Source organism: Euzebya pacifica (assembly GCF_003344865.1).
Lineage (GTDB): Bacteria > Actinomycetota > Nitriliruptoria > Euzebyales > Euzebyaceae > Euzebya > Euzebya pacifica.
Genome location: NZ_CP031165.1, coordinates 4,283,331 through 4,304,057 on the forward strand (window position 1 = coordinate 4,283,331; position 20,727 = coordinate 4,304,057).

Below are 20,727 nucleotides of genomic sequence, written 5' to 3' on the forward strand. Positions count from 1 at the left end.
TGGCGGGGCGTCCCGACGGGAGCAGCCTGCCCGGACGGCCTTGACACCTCGTCCCGCTGGCTGGGAGAGTTGACTTATCACTGTTCACCCAGCGTGCGTCGTGTGCCGACGGCGCGAGTCGCCGATGATGAGCAGCACGCCCCACCCCCACGCCCGAGGAGCCGCACGCGCGCATGGCCGACCCGACCGACACCGCCAGGGACCTGCACATCGACGACACGTTCGTGTCGCTCAACCCCGCGACCGGCGAGACGATCGCCACCTACCCGATCCACACAGCGGCAGAGGTCGACAGCGCCGTCATCCGGGCCCGGGCCGCGGCGGCCTGGTGGCGTGACCTCGGGTTCGACGGGCGCAAGCACCGGCTGCTGGCATGGAAGGGGCTGATCGCCCGGCAGAGCGAGCAGCTGTGCGAGCTGATGCACGTCGAGAACGGCAAGCCGCACGAGGACGCCCTGCTGGAGATCCTCCTGGTCACCGATCACCTCGACTGGGCCGCCCGCAACGCCGAGAAGCTGATGAAGCCGCGTCGGGTCGGCGGCACGCTGCTGCAGATCGACCACGCGGGTTACCTGGAGTACCTGCCCGCCGGCGTCGTCGGGGTCATCGGGCCGTGGAACTACCCGCTGCACACCCCCATGGGCTCGATCTCCTACGCGCTGGCGTCCGGCAACGCGGTGGTCTTCAAGCCGTCGGAGTACACCACCGGGGTGGGTGTCCGCCTCGCCGAGCTCTTCGCGGAGGTTGTCGACGAGGAACCCGTCCTGCAGGTCATCACCGGCAAGGGCGAGACGGGGGCGGCGCTGTGCGCCCACCCCGGCATCGACGTGCTGGCCTTCACCGGCTCGGCCGCGACCGGCCGCAAGGTCATGGCGGCGTGCGCGGAGAACCTGACCAAGGTCGTCATGGAGTGCGGCGGCAAGGACGCCATGCTGGTGGACGTCGATGCCGACCTCACCAAGGCCGCCGAGGCGGCGCTGTGGGGCAGCTGCGCCAACGGCGGGCAGACGTGTGCAGGGGTGGAGCGCGTCTACGTGCACACCGACGTGCACGACGCCTTCGTGGACGAGGTCGTGGCCCAGGCGCAGGGCGTTCGCGCCGGCGACGACGACGAGGCCGATTACGGCCCCATCACCATGCCGTCCCAGATCGACATCATCCGACGTCACCTGACCGACGCCCTCGAGCGCGGCGCACGGGCGGTCGTCGGCGGCCCGGAGTCCATCCGCGAGCCCTACGTCGACCCGGTCGTGGTCACCGACGTGCCCCTCGACAGCTCGCTGATGACGGAGGAGACGTTCGGGCCGATCCTGCCGATCGTGCGGGTCTCCGACATGGACGACGCCGTCCGCCAGGCCAACGACTCCACGTACGGCCTGGGCGCGACGGTCTTCAGCAAGCGTCGCGGGATGGCCCTGGCCAGGCAGCTGAACTGCGGCATGGTCAGCGTCAACAGCGTCCTGCGCTTCGCCGCCCTCCCCGAGCTGCCGTTCGGTGGCCGCGGCGAGTCCGGCTTCGGACGCATCCACGGTGCGGACGGCCTCAAGGAGTTCACCCAGGCCCGGGCGATCACCAAGCGTCGCATCGACCTCGGCATGGAGTTCGCGAGCTTCCAGCGGGCCGGCTGGGTCTTCGGACTGGCCGAGCAGGCCATGAAGCTGGTTCACGGCCGCCACACCCGCTAGCGCGGTTCCCCTTCGGCCCATCCGGCCGTTTCCGGGACGCGTCGACGTGCCTACGATCGTCGTCGTTGAACGTGCGACACCTCTGGCCAGCCATGGCGCTGGCCGCCCTCCTCGGCGTCGCCCACCTCGCGGTGGTGCCGACGTTCTGGCCTGTGGACGAAACCGCCCACGTGGCCTACGCCACGGTGCTGGTCGAGCACGGCCGGGTGCCGTCCATCGACGAGCCGATCCCGCGGGACCTGCGCCAACCCGGCCTGTCCCAACGGCTGTACTGGGAGCGTGACCAGGGCCGGCTGGGCCGCATGGACATCTGGACCGCCAACCACCCGCCGCTCCCCTACGCCATCCAGGGTGTTGCCCTGCGGCTCGGCGACGGGCTGATCGGCCGCGGTGGCGGCATGGCGCTGGCGCGCCTGACCTCCACGGCGTGGCTCGTCCTCGGCGTCTGGGCGACCGGCGTGCTGGCCGGACGGCTCGCGCAACCGGTGCGCGGGCGTGCGCGTCGACGCTGGGGGCCCAAGCCGATCGGGGCGCTCGCCGCGACGACCGTGGCGGTCACGCCGACGCTGTCCCACCTCGCCGGTGTGGTCTTCAACGACACGGCAGGCTTCGCGATGACGACCTGCTGCCTTCTGCTCGGGGTCGAGACTACGCTCCGCGGACCGGGACGGCGCACCCTCCCCCTGCTGGCCCTGCTGACGGCAGCCGGCGGGTTGACCCGGGTCACGGTGCTGCCGGCCGTCGGGCTGATGTGGCTGCTGGTGGCGTACGGGTGGTGGCGAACCGCACCGGCCGACCGACCGATCCTCCGCCCCCGTCAGGCCCTCTGGGGCCTGGCCGTCCTGCCCCCTGCGGCGTTCTGGATCGGCAACGTCGTTCGTTACGGCGATCCGACGGCATCGACCTGGTTGCTGGAGAAGTTCCATCGCGACCTCAACGAGCCGCTGGCCACGCTGCTGGGCAGCCGAACGGTGTGGCTGCGCCTGTGGGACCGGATGCTGTCGGACCTGACGACCGGCCACTGGGCCGGTGGCCTGCGGGCCGACCTGACCGAGGCCGTCCTCGTCGCCGGCCTCATCGGTGCGGGCCTCGGCCTGGCTCGCTGGGTGCGTGGGCCGCGCCCCGCGCCGTCCCGAACCCGTCGACACAGCCCCGCCGACCGCCTGCGACGCAACCCCGTCGCGGTGTGCTGGGCTGCCTGCGTCGCCCTGGTGGCCTTCCTGGCGCTTGCGGCCCTGGAGTTCCACGCCTCGGGCGGGTCGCTGCACGGGCGCTACGGCATCGGCGGCATGGCGGTCGTGGCGACCGGGATCGTGGTGCTGCTCGCGGCGGCCGGCCGGATCGGCCGCCTCGCCGCGACGCTGGTCCCTGCAGTCCTGATGGCCGTCAACGGGTTGTTGCTCGCGGCCGTCATCAACGACCACAGCGCGACGTGGCGACGACCGGGCATCGAGATCGACCTGCCGCGGCTGACCGGCGACGCCGGACCGGCGCTCGCGGCGGCGCTGTTCCTGCTGGCCACGGGGCTGCTCGTGGCCACGCTGGTCGCGGGACCGGGCACGGTGCCGGCGGCGACGGTCCGCCGCGCCCGCCGGGTGCTGGCCGACCCCGCACGTCGAGGCCTGCCCAACCGAGCCCTTCCGGGCCGGGTCCTGCCGGGCAGGGTCCCGACCGGTCGGGTCGTGCAGCTGGACGAGGACGGTCAGCCGATCTCGGCCAGCAAGCGGTCTGCGGCGGTGTAGGGGTCCAGTTCGCGCGTGGCCACGGCGGCGACCACGGCCTCCAGCGCCTCCCCCTCGTCCAGCCGGGCCATGCGCCGGCGGACCTGCGCGAGGAGGATCTCGCGGACCTGCACGCGCGCGGCCGCGCGACGATGGCGCAGGTGGCGGCCGGACTCCTGCGACCAGCGCCGGTGGGCGAGCAGGCCCTCCACCAGCTGCTCGACCCCCTCGCCGGTGGCCGCGGTCGTGGCCAGGACCATCGGCGTCCACTCCCCCGGGGGCGCCATGTCGAGCATCCCACGGATGTCCCGCAGCGTGCGCTGGGCCCCGTCCCGGTCGGCCTTGTTCACGACGTGGATGTCGGCGATCTCCATGATCCCGGCCTTGGCGGCCTGCACGGCGTCGCCCATGCCGGGGGCCTGCACGACCACCGTGGAGTCGGCGATGCTGGCGATCTCGACCTCTGCCTGACCGACGCCGACGGTCTCGACGATGACGACGTCGAATCCGGCCGCCTCGAGGACCAGCAGGGCGTGCGGGGTGGCCCACGACAGGCCGCCGAGGTGCCCGCGGGTGGCCATCGACCGGATGTAGACCCCGTCGTCGACGGCATGGTCGGCCATCCGCACCCGGTCGCCGAGCAACGCGCCACCCGAGAAGGGTGAGGAGGGGTCGACGGCCAGCACCGCGACGGTCAGGCCCCGGTTGCGCATCGCCTGCGTCACCGCGCTGGTCAGCGTGGACTTGCCGACCCCGGGCGACCCGGTCAGGCCGATGAGGTGCGAGCCGCCCGTGCGGGGGTGCAGGGCCGCCACGATCGCCCGGAGCGCCTCGTCGTCGCCGTCCTCCACGGTGCTGAGGGCTCGGGCGAGCGCCCGCCGCTGACCGGCCAGCAGCCGGTCGACGAGGTCAGCGGTGTCGAGGGGCATGGGGCTCCGGGTCGGGTCGCTTGGGTGGGAACACGACCGTGCGCAGCGGTCTCGGGGACCGCTGCGCACGGATCGGCGGGTTGCCTACAGCGCCTCGATGATCAGGGCGTCGCCCTGGCCACCGCCGCCGCACAGCGACGCGGCACCGGTGCCGCCACCGCGGTTGCGCAGCTCGTTGAGCAGGCTGATGGTGATACGGGCGCCGGTGCAGCCGATCGGGTGGCCCAGCGCCACCGCGCCGCCGTTGACGTTGACCTTGGCCTTGTCGATGCCGAGCATGCCGGCGGAGTGGATCGCCACCGACGCGAAGGCCTCGTTCATCTCGTACAGGTCCAGGCCCGACGGGTCCAGGTCGACCTTGGCGGCGGCGTTGCGGATCGCGTCCGCCGGCTGGTGGTGCAGCGACGGGTCGGGCCCGGCCACGGTGCCGTAGGCCAGGATGCGGCCCAGCGGGGTCAGCCCCAGCTCCTCGGCCTTGCTGGCGGTCGTCAGCACCAGGGCGGCGCCGCCGTCGGAGACCTGCGAGGCGTTGCCGGCGGTGATGGTGCCGTCGCGGGTGAAGGCCGGCCGGAGGTTGCCCAGGGACTCGGCGGTGGTGCCGGGACGCATGCCTTCGTCCTGCTCGACGACGAGCGCGTCGCCCTTGCGCTGGGGCACCTCGACCGGCACGACCTCGTTGTCGAAGCGACCGTCCTTCCACGCGGTGACCGCGCGCTCGTGGGACATGGCCGACCACTCGTCCTGCGCCTCGCGGGCGATGGCGTACTCGGTGTTCTTCTCGTCCGAGCCCTCACCCATGTGGACGTGCTCGAAGGCGTCCCACAGGCCGTCGTGGACCATCGAGTCGATGATCTGCCCGTGGCCCATCCGGTAGCCGCTGCGGGCCTTCGGCAGGACGTAGGGGGCGTTGGACATCGACTCCATGCCACCGGCGACCATGATGTCGGCCTCGCCGAGCATCAGGGTCTGGCGGGCCAGGCCGATGGCGGACATGCCCGAGGGGCACACCTTGTTGATCGTGGTGGCCGGGACGTGCATGGGGATGCCGGCCTTGACCGCGGCCTGGCGTGCGGTGATCTGCCCCTGGCCGGCCTGGAGGACGTGGCCCATGTAGACCTGGTCGATCTGCTCCGGCGCAACACCGGCCCGGTCGAGGGCGGCAGCGATGGCGCGCCCGCCGAGGTCCATGGCGGTCAGGGAGGACAGGCCACCCTGGAACTTCCCGATGGGGGTCCGGGCGTAGCCGACGATGACGACATCTTGCATGTGGTTCTCCCTGGTGGGTGAGGCGGGCTCGTGTTCACCATTCTTGATGGGGATAGGATCCCGTTGCAATGTCAGCAGTCTGGGTCAGTACCGAAGAGGGCGGCAGAGGGTCGCTTCCGGCTCGCTGCGCCAAGACGGGCGAGCGGTGCATCACGCGGGTGCAGCTGCGCACCTCCGACCTGCCCCCGGCCCTGGAATGGGCGACGTGGGCCCGGTTGTGGCCCCGTACGCCGTCCGCCCCGCCGGTGCCCGTGATCGTCAGCCTGCTGCCCTCCGTCGCGCGCGTCCACTACCTGCTGCGCCGGACCCGCGACATCTCCTCGCTCGCCATCGTCGTGCTCGTCCTGCTCGCGCTGACCACCTCCGGGATGGTCCAGACCGTGGCGTTGACGGCGCTGCTGGCCACCGTCGTGACCAAGGTCGTGGTGGCGGTGGTCGGCACGCTGTGGGCCGTGACCGTGCGTGTCGACACCACCGGTGGCTGGCTGCAGCTCGACCACGTGCACGACGACTTCGTCGCCGCGACCGAGCGAGTCACCGACCGACCCGACAGCGATCCCGTCCTGCACGAGGCCTCCGTCAGCGCGCTGATCGGCGCCGCCGGCGCAACCGCCACGGACACGTGAGCACACCGGCCACATCGCTGCTCCGGATCGACGCCGAGGAGCTGGCGGGGGACCTGCCGCTGGTCTGTGCCCGCACGGGACGACACGACGCCCTGGCCACGCCGGTCTGGTTCGCCCGGTCACCGTCGTGGGCGTGGCTGCCGCTCGCCCTGCTGCTGCTTGCGGCGATGGCCACCACCTCGTGGGCGCCACTCGCGTCGTGGTGGATGGTCGGCGCGGTGGTGCTGCCGATCGTCACCAGCCGCGGGGTGACGGGCCGGGTGCCCCTCTCCCCGACCGTGCACGACCGGATCATCGCGCTCCGCCGCCGCCGGCTGGGCGTGATCCTGGCCGCGCTGCTGCTCACGTGGGTCGCGGTGGGGCTGTGGCTGATCGGTTCGCGTGCCGGGGGGATGCTCGTCATGGCGCTGGTCGTCGGCCTGTACCTGATGGTGGTCGGCATGTTCTGGACCGGCCGGCACATCGGCGTCCGTGGCTGGCCGGAAGACGATGGCGGCGCAACCCTCCGTGACGTCCATCCCGCCTTCGTCGACGCCGTGCAGCTGCGCCGTACCGGCCACCGCCCCTGACCCGACCGGTCAGCGCCGCCCCGGCGCGACCACGGACGCGATCGGGGGCGCGATCGGGGGCGCGATCGGGGGCGCGATCGGCCAGGGACGATGCAGGCCCCGATCGCGCCACCCGACGGCCGGGGTGCCTGCCGACAGGGGCGTGCGGTCAGTCCGAGCGCGTCAGCGCTGGCAGAGGGGCGTGCCGGCGGTCGGGGTCAAGCAGCGGGTGTCGCGGACCTCGCGCGGGGTCGCGTACAGCAGCGGCCCCTCGTCCTGCAGGACGAAGATCGGGTTGCCGACGGGCTTGGGACCGCCGAACGCACTCTCCAGTGTCGTGTCGGCGCTGACCAGGAACACGCGGCCCTCCGGGTCGACCTCGGTGGTGAAGAAGTCACCGAGCCGCCGGTCACCGCCCTCACCGGTGTTGAGGTTGCACGTGGTCCCGCTCAGGCAGACCGCACCGACGTGGATCGGGTCCGGGGTGGCCACGGCAACGCTCCACTGCGGGGGCACGAACGCCGTCGACCCGTCGGGACAGGTCACCGTCGTGCCCGTGGCGTTCAGCGTGGTGGCGCTGACCAGGTGGAAGGAACGGGGGTCGTCGGCCGGGCTCATCATCCAGCTGACGTTGACCCGACCGTCGTCGCCGGCGGTCACCCACGACCACATGGCGCGGCCGTCGAACGGCAGCGGGATCTGGCTGACCTCGCCCCACGCCTCGGCATCGCGGTCGAAGTAGTTGAAGTCCACGTACCCGCCGTCGGTGTCCTGACCGGCGGTGGCCCGGTAGGCGTTGCCCACCGCGTCGACGGCCAGGCCCGTGTCGAAGAACTGGGTGCCGCTGCGCAGGGTGGGGCCCGCGTGGACCGTCCACGACTCGCCGTCGTCGGCGGTGATCGCGATCGCGCTGCGGCCGACGGGACCGATCAGGCCGTCGTCGGGGTTCACCGGGTCTGGGTAGGGCTTGGCGTTGATCGGCACGTTGACGCCGATGGGCAGCCAGGTCACCCCGTGGTCGGTGGAGCGCCACAGCTGGCGGGCGGTGTTGACGTAGAGGAACACCTCGCCGTCCTCCAGCGCGGCCAGCCACGGCCGGTCGCCCGACGTGGCCTCGGGGTTGGCCAGCGCGTAGCTCTGCCCGTCGTCCAGCGAGGCGAACACCGACACGTTCGCCAGGTCGATCTCGGTGTTGTAGATGTTGCCGGCCTGGTCGATGGCGTAGTCGGGGTCGGAGAACCCGGTGGAGGTGGCGGAGTGCGGCCCGGCGTTGAGGCCGGCGAGCCCGATGTAGTCCCACGTCCGGCCGCCGTCGACGGACCGCCAGTTCAGGACCTGGTTGGTGTACCCGACGGCGAAGTCGTCCACCCCACCGAGGGCGTCGGGGTTCTTGTACAGGTGGGTCGTGCCGGCGTGGGCGGACACGTTCAGCGACCCGTCGTGGCCGACGACGGCGACGGGTTCACCACCCGCCCGGTCGGGATCGATGACCACACGGTCGGCGAAGCCGAGCTGCTCGGGCACGAGGTCGACGCAGGCGACGTCGTCGCCCCCGGCGACGGCCACCGGCAGGACGCTGCCGAGGAGGGCAGCGGTGAGGGCGAGCAGGACCAGGCGAAGGCGCATGGTCCGGGGGTTCGACACCGGGGCACGGTGTTCCTGCCCGGCCGCTCCTCGATGTCCCTGCCCGACCGCCCCTCGACGGCGTCAGCTGCCGTCCTGCCCCAGCGGTTGGGGCGCCGAGCCGTCCTCGGCGGTGACGATCGCGACGAAGATCGACTCGGTCCGACAGATCCCCTGCGCCTTGACGAACAGGCGGTGCTGTCCGTCGGTGACCAACGTCTCGGACTCCCAGATCTCGTCCTCGACGTTGATGATCTCCAGGACCTCGAGGTTGTCGGCGCTGACGTAGTCCGCGCGCACGCCGATGGGGGTGAGGGGCACCCAGCCCTCCACCTGCACGAGCGGCCCGTCCTGGCTGACAGAGGTCAACCTGGCCCCGTCCGGCAGGTGCAGGCCCTCGACGCTGTCGACCGGGGCCACGGCCTCCGGCTGGTCACCGCACGGACCGAGCCCCTCCAGGGGGGCGAGCAGCTCGGTGGCGATGTCGGTGGCGAACGTCGCCGGCCCGCCGGGGTCCTCCGCCACCGGGTCGCCGTTTCCGCCGCAGGCCGCTCCCAGCAGCACGAGGGCCAGGACCAGCAGGCGCCGGGGTGCCCTCGTGTCCCTCCGCTGATCCGCCATGGCACCCACGGTATCCGTCAGCATCACGCGGAGTTGGCCAGCGCGGTGTCGCACGAGACGATGCGCCCGATGCCACCCACCGACGACGACCTCGAGACCGAGCACGACCGCGCCGACCTCTCCACGCTGCGCGATGCGCTCGGCCAGTCCCCACCCGGTTCCCTCGCCACGCTGGACCAGGTAGTGGTCGACGACCTCGCCGACCTCGTGGTCGGTGCACGCAAGGGACAGGAAGCGGCGTTGCTGCAGGCCATCGACGACGCCCTGCGACTGGTGCCGCGTCCCCTTCGTGGCGTGGTCAAGCGGGTGATCCTGCCGTGAGCCGGTTCGACCCCGCCCACCTCGAGCTGCTGCGGTTGGCTCGGTTGCTGAAGGCCGACCCGGACCGCCTCGAACCGCTGTCCGGGCTGCCCGTGGAGGACCTGCGGACGCTGCGCGACCGCATCGCCGAGCGGCTGTTCGAGGAGGGCCGCGACGCCTTCCAGCGCGCGGCCAACGTGGCCAACTTCGTACCGGCGCCGCTGGCCGCCAAGCTGGCCGAGCACGCCCTCGGGCCGGTGCTGGCTGCGCGCACGACCGCCGTCACCCCACCGCAGAAGGCCGTGGAGCTGTCGGGCCGTTTCTCGGCTGGCTTCCTCGCCGACGTGGCCGAGGAGATCGATCCCCGGGTCGTCGACGACCTGGTGGAGTCGCTGCCGCCGAAGGTGGTCGCGGCCGTGGGTCGCGAGCTCGCCGCGCGGGAGGAGTGGCTGGTCATGGCCGACTTCGTCGGCGGCATCTCCAGCGCCGCCCTGGTCGCCACCGTCGAGGCCCTGACCACGGAGTCGATCCTGCGGATCTCGGTGTACCTCGAGGATCCCGACCGGCTCGACGAGGTCGTCGGCCTGCTGGACGACGAGCGGCTGGCCGACGCCGTCACCGTGGCCCGGGCCGAAGGCCTGGACGAGGAGCTGGCCTGGATCATCGAATCGGTCGGCGACGAACAACGTGCAAGGATCCCCTCCTCATGAAGCTGCAACGAATCGATCATGTCGGGTACGCCGTCGAGGACCTCGAGGCGGCCATCGCGTTCCACGAGCGCCTGTACGGGGCGGAGGTGGCGCATCGGGAGACCATCGAGACCGACGGCGTCGCCGAGGCCCTGCTGGCCATCGGCCCGTCGTTCATCCAGCTGCTGACCCCGACGCGCGACGACTCGCCCGTGGCGAAGTTCCTGGAGCGCAACGGCGAGGGTGTCCACCACATCGGCTACGGCGTGGCCGACATCGAGGCCACCTTCAAGGAGCTGCAGGACATCGGCGTGCGGCTGGTCGAGGACCACCCCCGTCCGGGCAGCCGCGGCTGCACCGTGGCCTTCCTCCATCCCAAGCACGCGATGGGTGTGCTGGTCGAGCTGGTCGAGGATCCGACCCTCGAGGGTCGCCCGTACGACCCTCCCGGCGCTGCGTCGGCGCATCCCCGGACCTAGACTCCGCGAGTGTGGGACTGTTCGACCGGTTCAAGCGGCGCAAGGGCGACGACGACGTGCCCTCGACCGGTGGACCGAGCGGCAAGTCGGTCAGCGAGCTCAAGGAGTTCCTGAGCACCCACGAGGGGGTCGAGGGGTTCATCGAGCCGCCCACGGCGGTCTACGCGATGACGCTGCTGCTGGTGGCCTGGGACGGCGAGTACCTGCGCCGCCCGGTCAAGCACGCCAAGCAGGCCGGAAAGATCTGCGAGGACGCCGGAGTGCCCCTGTACGAGGCGCGCAAGGTCGGCTATCCGAAGCGGATGAAGGACTACGAGCGCGGGATCAAGCGGCAGTCGGTGTCCCTGGAGGACCTGCCGCCGCTCGAGGTCACCGACGACCGCGACGACTGAACCGGCCGGCTACGGTCCGCACCACCCAACGACGGAGATCCGACAATGGCGACGCTGCGACGACTGACCAACTCCTGCCTGACCGTCACCGACGACCACGGGACGACGCTGTTCGACCCGGGGTTCTTCACCTTCACCTCCGGCGCGATCGACCTCGGCTCGATCGGTGAGGTCCAGCGGGTGCTGATCACCCACGAACACGGCGACCACGTGCATCCGGACTTCGTGCGCTGGCTGCTGGACCGGGGCACCGACGTCGAGGTGCACGGCCCCCAGTCGGTCGCGGACCTGCTGTCCGACCACGGCATCGCGGTGGACACCACCGCCCCGGCAGGCACGAGCGTCGAGGACGTCGTGCACGAGCAGGTGCCCTCGGGGGCCCAGCCGCCCAACCGGGCATGGACCATCGACGGCGTGTTCACCCATCCCGGGGACAGCTACCAGCCGAGCACCACCGCCCCCGTCATGGCGTTGCCGCTGCTGGTGCCGTGGGGGTCCACGACCGCCAGCGTGGCGTTCGCCCGACGGCTGGCCCCGCAGCAGGTCGTCCCGATCCACGACTTCTATCTCTCCTCGTCCGGACGCGAGTTCATCGCGGGCATGGCGAAGGGCGTGCTGGCCGACGACGGCATCGAGCTGATCGCCCTCGACTGGGGCCAGTCCGCCACCCTGTGACCTCGAGGGGTCACTGTCCGTTGCCCGAATCCGCTCGCCCGGAGAAAACGCGCGATCGAGGCAGGAACTGCACCACAGGTCACGCAACTTCGTAACCGGTGGGGCTGTCGGAACGTAGGACGGTCCGAACCGTCCTGTCCCACGAAGCCCTCGGAGTCGTCGTGTCCCTGTCCTCCTCCGCCCGGTCAGCTGCCCGGCCGTCTGTCCGCGCCCTCGCCGCGCTCAGCGTGCTGGTGCTCCTGCTCGCCGCAGCGCCTGCAGCGCCTGCAGCGCCTGCAGCGCGCGCGGAGTCCACCGCATCCACGGGAGAGCGACGGTCGACCTCCGTCCTGGCCCCTTCCGCCGACGGCCAGCGCCTGCGGGACGCCCGAGCGGTGGCAGGCGACGGACCGGTCGCGGCGACGCTGCTGGACCTCGCGGTGCGGGCCGGGGACGTCGAGGGGCGCGTCCTGACGGTCGACGGCTCCCAGCCGCAGCCGGCAGTGGAGGACGGGGACGGCACCGAGGACGGAACTGCCGCAGGGACCGGGGACGGCACCTGGGCGCAGATGGTGATGTCGGTCGGCGTGGGGTACGGCAGCGGCGGGTCCGACACGTTCCCGATCGGCGACCTCGACCGTGACGGCCACGACGACATCGTGACCCTGACCCGCGACGCGGCCGGGGTCACGCTCGTCGCGCTGAGCGGGGTCGACGGCGTCCCGTTGTGGATCACCCCACAGCCGGACGGGTTGGTCGGCACCCTGCTCCAGGCCGTCCCCGACGTCGACGGCGATGGTCGTCGGGACCTGCTGGCCACCGGGGTCGGACTCAGCGAGTACTCGGGGTCCGGGCACTGCGACGAGACCTCCTGCCGGGACGAGTTCGTCGAGTCCGTGACCTGGGAGGTGAGCATGCTCAGCGGCGCCACCGGCACGTCGTTGTGGAGCGACGCGGTCGACGGGCACGTCAGCTATGCCTACGACTGGGACTTCGACACCGGCGAAGAGACCTACCGGATCGAGTCCTCCAACTTCCCCCTCGCCTTCCACGCCTCCGGCGACCTCGACGGGGACGCCGAGCTGGACCTGATCAGCACGCGGACGACCTACACCGAGTCCAGCGATGCCGAACGCACGGGGACGTTCCCGGGCCCGGTGACCACCACGGAGACCCACAGCTTCGAGGGCGCGTCGACGATCATGCTGGTCGACGGCGCCGACGGCACCACGATCCGTCAGCTGGAGGAGTCGGGACAGGGCACGGTCCTGCGCGGCGTGCCGGTGCCCGACATCGACGGTGACGCGCTGACCGACGTGCTGGTGACCCGTACCCACGGCGCGAACGGGTCGCGGACGTGCACCCAGCTGCTGATCCAGCTGCAGTGCCAGGAGACGAGCACCCTTGCCCACCACGACGTCCTGCTGCTCGACGGCGCTGACCTGTCCACGGTCTGGTCACACGAGGTCCTGTCGGAGTCGGTCGGTGCGCGTGCGCCCGGTGACCTGACGGGCGACGGCGCCGTGGACGTGGTCATCACCGACCGGTCCGCCTCCTCCGACCCCGAGTCGTCTCGGCCGCACCTGACCGTGCTCGACGCCACCGACGGCAGCCAGCTGTGGACCTGGACCGCCCCGACCGTCGAGGGCGACGCCTACAGCGATGGCGTCTCGTTGGTGGCGACCACCCCCATCGACGACGTGGCCGGCAAGGACCTCGTCCTGCAGCGCCAGGTGTTCACCTACGACAGCAACACGGGTGAGGAGTCCGGGGAGCTGCAGCTGATCCGCCTGGCCGGCGACGACGGCGAGGAGCTGCTGACGACCGTGACCGTGGGGACCACGTACTGGTACGGCAGCCGCGCCGCGGACGCCGACGGCGACGGGACCGACGACGTCGTCCTGCAGGGGTTCCACTACGACGAGCAGACCGGCGAGGAGACCAGCCTGCTGCTGGTGGAAGCCGGCGACGACGGCGAGACGCTGCTGACGCGTGACCTCCCGACCTTCGCCGACCTGACGGTCCTCGGCGACGTCGACGGCGACGGCGGGGCAGAGGCCGTCGTCATCGACTTCGGCATCGACGTCGTGTTCGGCCACGGCGACGCCGGCGCCAGCGGAGGAAGCGGTTCCGACGACCCCGACGCGAACGGGACCGACGTGTTCGCCCTGGACGGCGGTGCGGTCCGCTGGACGGTGCCCGCGGTCCCGGACGGGTTCACCACGATCGAGCCGGCCGGTGACCTCGACGGCGCGGGGGACGGCGTGGACCTGCTGGTCCAGTCCTTCGCCGCCTTCGGCGATGTGCCGATGACCCTCACCGCCGCTCGCGCGGGCGCGGACGGGCGGCTGCTGTGGTCCGACCCCGACCCCGTCGCCATCAGCCGGGTGGAGGGGCCGTCCCGGACGGCGACCGCCGCCGCACTCTCCGCCGCGACCCGCCGGACCGCAACCACGGTGGTCATCGCTCGCGCGGACGCGTGGCCCGACGCCATCGCCGGCGGGCCGTTGGCCTCGATGATGGACGCGTCCCTCCTGCTGACCGCGCGTGATGGCCTGTCGGCCGACGCGGCCGCCGAGATCGCCCGGCTGGGAGCGGACCGCGCCGTGCTGCTGGGCGGCGAGCAGGCCCTGTCGGCCGAGGTGGACGCCGACCTGCGTGCCGCCGGCCTGACCGTCGAACGCCTCGCCGGCAGCGACCGGTTCGCCACGGCCGGGATGATCGCCCAGCGCGTCGTGGCCGAGGGTGGCGACGGCTCACGCGTGGCGGTCGTCCGCGGCACCCACCCCGACCCCGAGCAGGGGTGGTCCGACGCCGTCGTCGCTGCTGCCCACGGGGCTGCCGACGGGCATCCGATCCTGCTCACCCCGACCGACGGGCTGCCGCCCAGCACGCTCGACGCCCTGACGACCCTGTCCCCCGCGTCGGTCCTGGTGCTCGGTGGACCAGCCGCGGTGTCGGTCGACGCCGAGCAGCAGGTCCGCGACACCGGCGCCCGGACCCTCCGGGTCAGCGGGACGGACCGCTACTCCACCGCCCGGATCGTGGCCGACCTGGCCGTGGACGCGGGGACCTCACCCCACCGGGTCTGGGTGGCCACCGGCAGGCGGTTCCCCGACGCGCTGGCTGCGAGCGCCGCGGTGGGCACGGGCGGTGTCCTGCTGCTGGCCGACGGCGACACCAACGACCGTGCCGAGGAGCTGCTCGGCTTCATCGGCACGCACCGCGACGAGGTGGCCGAGCTGGTCCTCATCGGTGGATCCGCAGCGCTGTCGGACACCCTGGAGACACGCCTGCGACGGCTGCTCGCGGAGTAACCGCCCCTCCGCATCCTCGGCGTCAGAACGTGCGGCCGGCGCACGTTGACGTCGGCCGCCCGACGTGGAAGGGTCGTCGGCGCCCCATGAGACTGCTCCAGCTCCTCGACGCGTGGCCGGTCGCCCGACAGATCAGGACCGGCGACCTGCTCGGGCGCGGGCGGGCTGCCCAGTCGGCCGCGTCGGCAGCCCGACGACCACGAACCGAGGACGCCGACCGGGTCGTCCAGTCGATCTGCCCCTACTGCGCCGTCGGCTGTGGCCAGCGGATCCACGTCCGCGACGAGCAGGTCCTCCGGGTCGAGGGTGACCCCGACTCGCCCATCTCCCGCGGCAAGCTGTGCCCCAAGGGGGCGGCGACCCGCACGATGCTGGACTCACCGCTGCGCGAGACCAGGGTGCGGTACCGGCCACCCCATGCCACGGACTGGCAGGACCTCGACCTCGACGTCGCGATGGACATGATCGCCGAGCGGGTGATCGCCACCCGTGCCCGCACGTGGCAGGACCGCGACGACGACGGCGTCCCACTGAACCGGACCCTGGGGCTTGCGCACCTCGGCGGCGCGACCCTGGACAACGAGGAGAACTACCTCCTCAAGAAGCTCTACACCGCCATCGGGGCCATCCAGGTCGAGAACCAGGCGCGGATATGACACTCCTCCACCGTTCCCGGTCTGGGGACGTCGTTCGGTCGCGGTGGTGCCACGACCTTCCTGCAGGACCTCGCCAACGCTGACGTGGTCGTGATCCAGGGCTCCAACATGGCCGAGTGCCATCCGGTGGGGTTCCAGCACGTCATGGACGCCAAGCGGCGCGGCGCGACGATCATCCATGTCGACCCGCGGTTCACCCGCACGAGCGCCGTGGCCGACATCCACGTGCCGCTGCGCGCCGGCAGCGACATCGCCTTCCTCGGCGGGATCGTCAACCACCTGCTGACGACCGAGCAGTGGTTCCGCGAGTACGTGGTCCGCTACACCAACGCCGCGACCCTGCTCGACGAGTCCTTCCTCGACACCGAGGACGCCGGTGACGGCGGGCCCGACATCGAGGGCCTGTTCTCGGGCTGGGACGCCGAGACGGGCACCTACGACCAGGAGACCTGGCAGTACCGCGGCATGACCGCGGCCGGTGCGGCAGGCAAGCGGGACTCCACCGCCGCAGAGGCCGAGCAGGCCGGCGCCCACGGCGGCCGGCTCGAGGGCGGCAAGCCGCCCCACGAGGATGCCACCCTCACCGACCCGCTGTCGGTCATGCAGGTCCTGCGTCGCCACTTCGCCCGGTACACCCCCGAGATGGTGGAGGAGGTCTGCGGCGTGCCGCGCGAGACCTTCCTGCGGGTCGCCGAGGCGTTGGCGTCCACCGGGACTCCCGACCGGGCCGCGGCGTTCTGCTACGCCGTGGGCTGGACGCAGCACACCGTGGGCGTGCAGTACATCCGGACGGCCGCCATCGTGCAGCTGCTGCTCGGCAACATCGGCGTCTCGGGTGGCGGCATCCTGGCGCTGCGCGGCCATGCGTCGATCCAGGGGTCCACCGACATCCCGACGTTGTTCAACATCCTGCCGGGGTACATCCCGATGCCGCAGGCGTCGTCCTCCCCGGACCTGTCCAGCCACGTCGAGGACAACGCGGCCACCGCAGGCTTCTGGGGCAACATGCGCGACTACCTGGTCAGCCTGCAGAAGGCGTGGTTCGGAGACGCGGCGACGGCCGACAACGACTGGGGGTTCGGTTGGTTGCCACGCCTGACCGGCGACCACTCGGCCTACGCCACGGTGCTCGACATGCTCGATGGCGACGTCGAGGGCTACATCGTCATCGGCGAGAACCCGGCGGTGGGCAACGCCAACTCCGGCCTGCACCGCATGGCGATGGCCCAGCTGGACTGGCTGGTGGTGCGCGACTTCCAGCTCATCGAGTCGGCCACGTTCTGGCAGGACGGCCCCGAGGTCGAGACCGGCGAGCTGGTCACGACCGACATCGGCACCGAGGTGTTCTTCCTGCCGGCCGCCAGCCACGTGGAGAAGGAGGGGACCTTCACCAACACCCAGCGCCTCCTGCAGTGGCACGACAAGGCGGTGGAGCCGCAGGGGGACTGCCGCAGCGACCTGTGGTTCGCCCACCAGCTGGGGCTGCGCATCAGGGAGAAGCTGGCCGACAGCGAGCTCGAACGCGACCAGCCGATCCGCCACCTGACCTGGGACTACCCGACCGAGGGCCCGCACGACGACCCGTCGGCCGATGCGGTCCTGCGCGAGATCAACGGCTGGGACGCCGACGGCCAGCCACTGTCCAGCTACACCCAGATGACCGACGACGGGTCGACGGCGGCGGGCTGCTGGATCTACACCGGCTGCTACGCCGACGGGGTCAACCAGACGCGACGCCGTCGTCCCGGGAGCGAGCAGTCGTGGGTGGCACCGGAGTGGGGTTGGGCGTGGCCGTCCAACCGGCGGATCCTCTACAACCGTGCGTCTGCGGACCCCGACGGCAACCCCTGGTCGGCGGATCGTGCCTACGTCTGGTGGGACGCCGAGCAGCGCCGCTGGACGGGCCACGACGTCCCCGACTTCGAGGGCGACAAGCCGCCGGACTACGTGCCGCCCGAGGGCGCGACGGCCGAGGGCGCCATCGGCGGCGACCACCCCTTCGTGATGCAGGCCGACGGTCGTGCCTGGTTGTTCGTGCCACGCGGTCTCGTGGACGGGCCCTTGCCCACGCACTACGAACCCCACGAGTCACCGGTGCGCAACGCCCTGTACCGCCAGCAGGCCAACCCGATGCGCGAACGGTTCGACCGGCCCGAGAACACCTCCCACGCCAGCGGTGAGGAACCCGGTGCCGACGCCTACCCCTACGTGATGACCACCTACCGCCTGACCGAGCACCACACGGCCGGTGCGATGAGCCGCTCGGTCGCCAACCTCTCGGAGCTGCAGCCGGAGATGTTCTGCGAGGTCTCCCCCGCCCTGGCGGCCGAGCGCGGCCTGGTCAACGGTGGCTGGGCAACCCTCATCAGCGCGCGGGCGGTCATCGAGGCCCGCGTGCTCGTCACCGAACGGCTGCAACCGCTGCGGGTCGGCGGCCGGGAGATCCACCAGATCGGGCTGCCCTACCACTGGGGCTTCCGCGGCCTGAGCACCGGCGATGCCGCCAACGACCTGTTCGCCCTCGCGCTTGATCCCAACGTGCACATCCAGGAGGTCAAGGCCGCCACCTGCGACATCCGCCCCGGGCGTCGGCCCCGCGGACCGGCGCGGCGAGACCTGGTCGACCAGCACGCACGAGGGCGAGACCCCTCGGGCAGGAGCGAGCCGTGAACGACAGTCCCTACACCTCCTCCCCCGCCACCGTCGGCTACGACGAGGAACGCCCTCGCATGGCCTTCTTCACCGACACCACGGTGTGCATCGGCTGCAAGGCGTGTGAGGTCGCCTGCAAGGAGTGGAACGACGTGCCGTCCACCCCGCTGGAGCTGACGGGGTTCTCCTACGACAACACCGGGGGGCTCGGCAGCGAGAGCTGGCGGGCCGTGAAGTTCGTCGAGCAGCGGCTGCCCGAGATCCGCCAGCAGGGGGCCGAAGGCGCGTTCGTGGCGGCCGGCCAGCAGGGGCCCGACCTGCGCATGGTGGGCACGGACGGCTTCGCCGGGACCCCCGACGAGCTGGACCTCACCCGGGCCGATGGCGACGGCCGGGCGCTTGCCGTCGACGCCGCCGCGGGGGCCGGCGACTTCCGCTGGCTGATGGCCTCCGACGTGTGCAAGCACTGCACGACCGCGGCCTGCCTGGACGTCTGCCCGACCGGTGCGCTGTTCAAGACCGAGTTCTCGACCGTGGTCCTGCAGGACGACATCTGCAACGGCTGCGGCTACTGCGTCCCTGCCTGTCCCTACGGTGTGGTGGACCGACGGCCCGACGACGGGCGCGCCTTCAAGTGCACGATGTGCTACGACCGGATGAAGGGCGACATGACGCCCGCCTGCGCGCAGTCCTGCCCCACGGACTCGATCATGTTCGGCACCTGGGAGGACATGCGGGCCGCCGCCGGGGATCGCCTCGAGGAGGTCGTCGCGGCTGGGCTGCCCGGCGCACAGCTCTACGGGGAGGACACCGAGAACGGGGTCGATGGCTGCGGGGCGTTCTTCCTGCTGCTCGACGATCCCGAGGTGTATGGCCTGCCGCCCGACCCGATCGCCACGACCAAGGACCTGCCCACCATGTGGCGTGCGGCCGCGCGTGCGGCTGCGGCGATGGTCGTCGGGATCGCCGGTGTCGTCCTCGTTACCGGCCGGAGGAGCCAGCGGTGAGCGGTGCCCGTCCCGCAGGTGTGCGGCGTCCGGGGACCCGCCGCCCCCGGGTGCGTGGAGGCCGCGGGTCGGTCGTGCCCGACGCCGAACCACGCAGCTACTACGACCTGCCGATCGTCAAGGCACCGGTGTGGACGTGGGAGGTGCCCGCCTACTTCTTCGTCGGCGGTGCCGCCGGGGCGTCGTCGGTGCTGGCCGTGGTCGCCGAGGCCACCGGCAACGCCTCGCTGGCCCGGACGGCACGGCTGGTGGCCGCAGGTGCGGTCGCGGCCAGCCCTCCCCTGCTGATCAGCGACCTCGGGCGGCCCGACCGGTTCCACCACATGCTGCGGATCCTCAAGCCAACGTCACCCATGAGCGTCGGCTCGTGGATCCTCGCGCTGTACGCCCCCGCCGCCATCGGGGCGGCGGGGCTCGACGTGCTCGGCTGGTTCCCCCGGCTGCGCCGGGTCGCCGGCGTCGTGGCCGCAGGACTCGGGCCGGCGCTGTCGACCTACACCGCGGTGCTGCTGACCAACACGGCCGTCCCCGTGTGGCACCAGGCCAAGGACACCCTGCCGGCGGTGTTCGCCGCCAGCTCGACCATGTCCAGCGGGGCCGCCGCGGTGCTGGTCCGTCCCGCCGATCCGACTGCGCGGGCGGTGGCCGTTGCCGGCGGGCTGGCGGAGCTGGTCACCACCGAGGTCATGCACCGGTCGCTGGACGACGACGTCGCAGGCCCGTACGGGGAGGGTGATTCGGGCCAGTGGGGGCGTGTGGCGTCTGCGGCCACGGCGGTGGGGACGGCGCTCGTGGCGTTTGCCCCGTCGGGTTCGGCCGGGCGGGCGGCTCGCCGGCTCGGAGCGGTCGGCATGCTGGCCGGGGCGGCCGCCACCCGCTGGTCGGTGTTCCGTGCCGGCTTCGCCTCGGCCGCCGACCCGGCCGCGACCGTCGGACCGCAGCGACGACGCATCGCCGCCCGAACCGCCTCCGACCGGGGCTGAGCCAGTACTTCCCCCCGGAACGGCAGAAGGCCTCCCGCGGGAGGCCTTCGAACACCGGATGTGCGGGTGGGCTACTCGGCCATCCGCACGGACTCGACCACCACGTCCTCACGTGGACGCTCGCCGTCCAGGGGGGTCCTGGCGATGGCATCGACGACGTCCATGCCGTCGGTGACCTGGCCGAAGACGGTGTAGTTCGGTGGCAAGCCCACGTCGTCGAGGCAGATGAAGAACTGGCTGCCGTTGGTGTTGGGGCCGGCGTTGGCCATCGCGAGCGTGCCGCGCTCGTACCCACGGTTGCGGGCCGAGGCGAGCTCGTCGGGGAACCGGTAGCCGGGGCCGCCGGTGCCGGTGCCCTCGGGGTCGCCCATCTGGATCACGAAGCCCGGGACGACCCGATGGATGATCGTGCCGTCGAAGAACTCCTTGCCAGCGAGGAACGCGAAGCTGTTCGCCGCGATGGGCGCCTCGTTGGAGAACAGCTGCAGTGCGATGTCACCCATCGAGGTGGACAGCACGGCGTTGTGGCGCGAGGCGTCGTCGAGCACCTGCTCGGGCTCGGCGTAGTGGTCGGCCATG

At 72.0% G+C, this 20,727-nt stretch carries 18 protein-coding genes; 13 read left to right on the top strand and 5 right to left on the bottom strand.

The window, feature by feature from the left end; translation table 11 throughout:
* The first annotated feature begins 173 nt into the window (after positions 1-173).
* Entirely contained in the window at positions 174-1,685 is a 1,512-nt protein-coding gene (locus tag DVS28_RS18305) for an aldehyde dehydrogenase family protein (RefSeq protein WP_114592746.1), read from the top strand.
* Between the two features lie 65 nt (positions 1,686-1,750).
* On the top strand, positions 1,751-3,427 hold the full coding sequence (locus tag DVS28_RS18310; protein WP_164710734.1) for a hypothetical protein: 1,677 nt from the start codon (positions 1,751-1,753) through the stop codon (positions 3,425-3,427).
* Here the strand turns inward: DVS28_RS18310 and meaB are convergent.
* Together meaB and DVS28_RS18320 are read right to left on the bottom strand one after the other, a co-directional pair.
* Positions 3,388-4,335 (bottom strand): methylmalonyl Co-A mutase-associated GTPase MeaB, encoded by a 948-nt coding sequence (meaB, locus tag DVS28_RS18315; RefSeq protein ID WP_114592748.1) that lies wholly within the window; start codon positions 4,333-4,335, stop codon positions 3,388-3,390. The two genes, DVS28_RS18310 and meaB, sit on opposite strands and share 40 nt — an antisense overlap.
* An 84-nt stretch (positions 4,336-4,419) precedes the next feature.
* Positions 4,420-5,601, bottom strand: coding sequence for an acetyl-CoA C-acetyltransferase (locus DVS28_RS18320; protein WP_114592749.1), 1,182 nt, complete (start codon positions 5,599-5,601; stop codon positions 4,420-4,422).
* A gap of 68 nt (positions 5,602-5,669) precedes the next feature.
* On the opposite strand from DVS28_RS18320, the gene DVS28_RS18325 reads away from it, so the two are divergent.
* The gene (locus DVS28_RS18325) at positions 5,670-6,227 is read left to right on the top strand and encodes a hypothetical protein (protein ID WP_164710735.1); all 558 of its coding nucleotides are present in this window, start codon (positions 5,670-5,672) and stop codon (positions 6,225-6,227) included.
* A complete protein-coding gene (locus DVS28_RS18330) occupies positions 6,224-6,796 on the top strand; it encodes a hypothetical protein (RefSeq protein WP_114592751.1) in 573 nt (190 codons plus the stop codon). The genes DVS28_RS18325 and DVS28_RS18330 overlap by 4 nt, the downstream gene beginning before the upstream one ends.
* A gap of 162 nt (positions 6,797-6,958) precedes the next feature.
* Here the strand turns inward: DVS28_RS18330 and DVS28_RS18335 are convergent, their stop codons facing one another.
* Entirely contained in the window at positions 6,959-8,401 is a 1,443-nt protein-coding gene (locus tag DVS28_RS18335; protein WP_164710736.1) for a WD40/YVTN/BNR-like repeat-containing protein, read from the bottom strand.
* A gap of 81 nt (positions 8,402-8,482) precedes the next feature.
* On the bottom strand, positions 8,483-9,043 hold the full coding sequence (locus tag DVS28_RS18340) for a hypothetical protein (protein ID WP_114592753.1): 561 nt from the start codon (positions 9,041-9,043) through the stop codon (positions 8,483-8,485).
* Positions 9,044-9,088: 45 nt separating this feature from the next.
* Between DVS28_RS18340 and DVS28_RS18345 the strand changes: the two genes are divergently transcribed.
* From DVS28_RS18345 to nrfD, 9 genes are all read left to right on the top strand, one after another.
* Complete coding sequence (locus DVS28_RS18345; RefSeq protein ID WP_114592754.1) at positions 9,089-9,340, top strand: hypothetical protein; 252 nt, start codon at positions 9,089-9,091, stop codon at positions 9,338-9,340.
* Complete coding sequence (locus DVS28_RS18350; protein WP_114592755.1) at positions 9,337-10,029, top strand: hypothetical protein; 693 nt, start codon at positions 9,337-9,339, stop codon at positions 10,027-10,029. Before DVS28_RS18345 ends, DVS28_RS18350 begins: the two co-directional genes overlap by 4 nt.
* Positions 10,026-10,487 carry a methylmalonyl-CoA epimerase gene (gene mce / locus DVS28_RS18355; protein ID WP_114592756.1) on the top strand — a complete coding sequence of 154 codons (462 nt, stop codon included), beginning with the start codon at positions 10,026-10,028 and terminating at the stop codon, positions 10,485-10,487. Before DVS28_RS18350 ends, mce begins: the two co-directional genes overlap by 4 nt.
* 11 nt (positions 10,488-10,498) lie before the next feature.
* Positions 10,499-10,879 carry an oxidoreductase gene (locus DVS28_RS18360; RefSeq protein WP_114592757.1) on the top strand — a complete coding sequence of 127 codons (381 nt, stop codon included), beginning with the start codon at positions 10,499-10,501 and terminating at the stop codon, positions 10,877-10,879.
* Between the two features lie 45 nt (positions 10,880-10,924).
* Positions 10,925-11,554, top strand: a complete 630-nt coding sequence (locus DVS28_RS18365) for an MBL fold metallo-hydrolase (RefSeq protein WP_114592758.1) — start codon at positions 10,925-10,927, stop codon at positions 11,552-11,554.
* Between the two features lie 161 nt (positions 11,555-11,715).
* On the top strand, positions 11,716-14,850 hold the full coding sequence (locus tag DVS28_RS18370; protein WP_164710738.1) for a cell wall-binding repeat-containing protein: 3,135 nt from the start codon (positions 11,716-11,718) through the stop codon (positions 14,848-14,850).
* Positions 14,851-14,936: 86 nt separating this feature from the next.
* A complete protein-coding gene (fdh, locus tag DVS28_RS18380) occupies positions 14,937-18,176 on the top strand; it encodes a formate dehydrogenase (RefSeq protein WP_281273482.1) in 3,240 nt (1,079 codons plus the stop codon).
* A 59-nt stretch (positions 18,177-18,235) separates the two neighbouring features.
* Complete coding sequence (locus DVS28_RS18385) at positions 18,236-19,165, top strand: 4Fe-4S dicluster domain-containing protein (protein ID WP_114594265.1); 930 nt, start codon at positions 18,236-18,238, stop codon at positions 19,163-19,165.
* Positions 19,162-20,148 (top strand): NrfD/PsrC family molybdoenzyme membrane anchor subunit, encoded by a 987-nt coding sequence (gene nrfD, locus DVS28_RS18390; protein WP_114592762.1) that lies wholly within the window; start codon positions 19,162-19,164, stop codon positions 20,146-20,148. Before DVS28_RS18385 ends, nrfD begins: the two co-directional genes overlap by 4 nt.
* Positions 20,149-20,219: 71 nt before the next feature.
* Here nrfD and DVS28_RS18395 read toward each other — a convergent pair whose 3' ends face one another.
* Positions 20,220-20,726, bottom strand: a complete 507-nt coding sequence (locus tag DVS28_RS18395; protein WP_114592763.1) for a peptidylprolyl isomerase — start codon at positions 20,724-20,726, stop codon at positions 20,220-20,222.
* Between the last annotated feature and the right edge of the window lies 1 nt (position 20,727).

Bases quoted from the DNA above. Each gene is read 5' to 3' on its own strand.
- DVS28_RS18305 (WP_114592746.1), top strand. From the start codon at position 174: ATGGCCGACCCGACCGACACCGCCAGGGACCTGCACATCGACGACACG.
- meaB (WP_114592748.1), bottom strand. From the start codon at position 4,335: ATGCCCCTCGACACCGCTGACCTCGTCGACCGGCTGCTGGCCGGTCAG.
- DVS28_RS18320 (WP_114592749.1), bottom strand. From the start codon at position 5,601: ATGCAAGATGTCGTCATCGTCGGCTACGCCCGGACCCCCATCGGGAAG.
- DVS28_RS18325 (WP_164710735.1), top strand. From the start codon at position 5,670: ATGTCAGCAGTCTGGGTCAGTACCGAAGAGGGCGGCAGAGGGTCGCTT.
- DVS28_RS18335 (WP_164710736.1), bottom strand. From the start codon at position 8,401: ATGCGCCTTCGCCTGGTCCTGCTCGCCCTCACCGCTGCCCTCCTCGGC.
- DVS28_RS18340 (WP_114592753.1), bottom strand. From the start codon at position 9,043: ATGCTGACGGATACCGTGGGTGCCATGGCGGATCAGCGGAGGGACACG.
- DVS28_RS18345 (WP_114592754.1), top strand. From the start codon at position 9,089: ATGCCACCCACCGACGACGACCTCGAGACCGAGCACGACCGCGCCGAC.
- mce (WP_114592756.1), top strand. From the start codon at position 10,026: ATGAAGCTGCAACGAATCGATCATGTCGGGTACGCCGTCGAGGACCTC.
- DVS28_RS18365 (WP_114592758.1), top strand. From the start codon at position 10,925: ATGGCGACGCTGCGACGACTGACCAACTCCTGCCTGACCGTCACCGAC.
- DVS28_RS18385 (WP_114594265.1), top strand. From the start codon at position 18,236: ATGGCCTTCTTCACCGACACCACGGTGTGCATCGGCTGCAAGGCGTGT.
- DVS28_RS18395 (WP_114592763.1), bottom strand. From the start codon at position 20,726: ATGGCCGACCACTACGCCGAGCCCGAGCAGGTGCTCGACGACGCCTCG.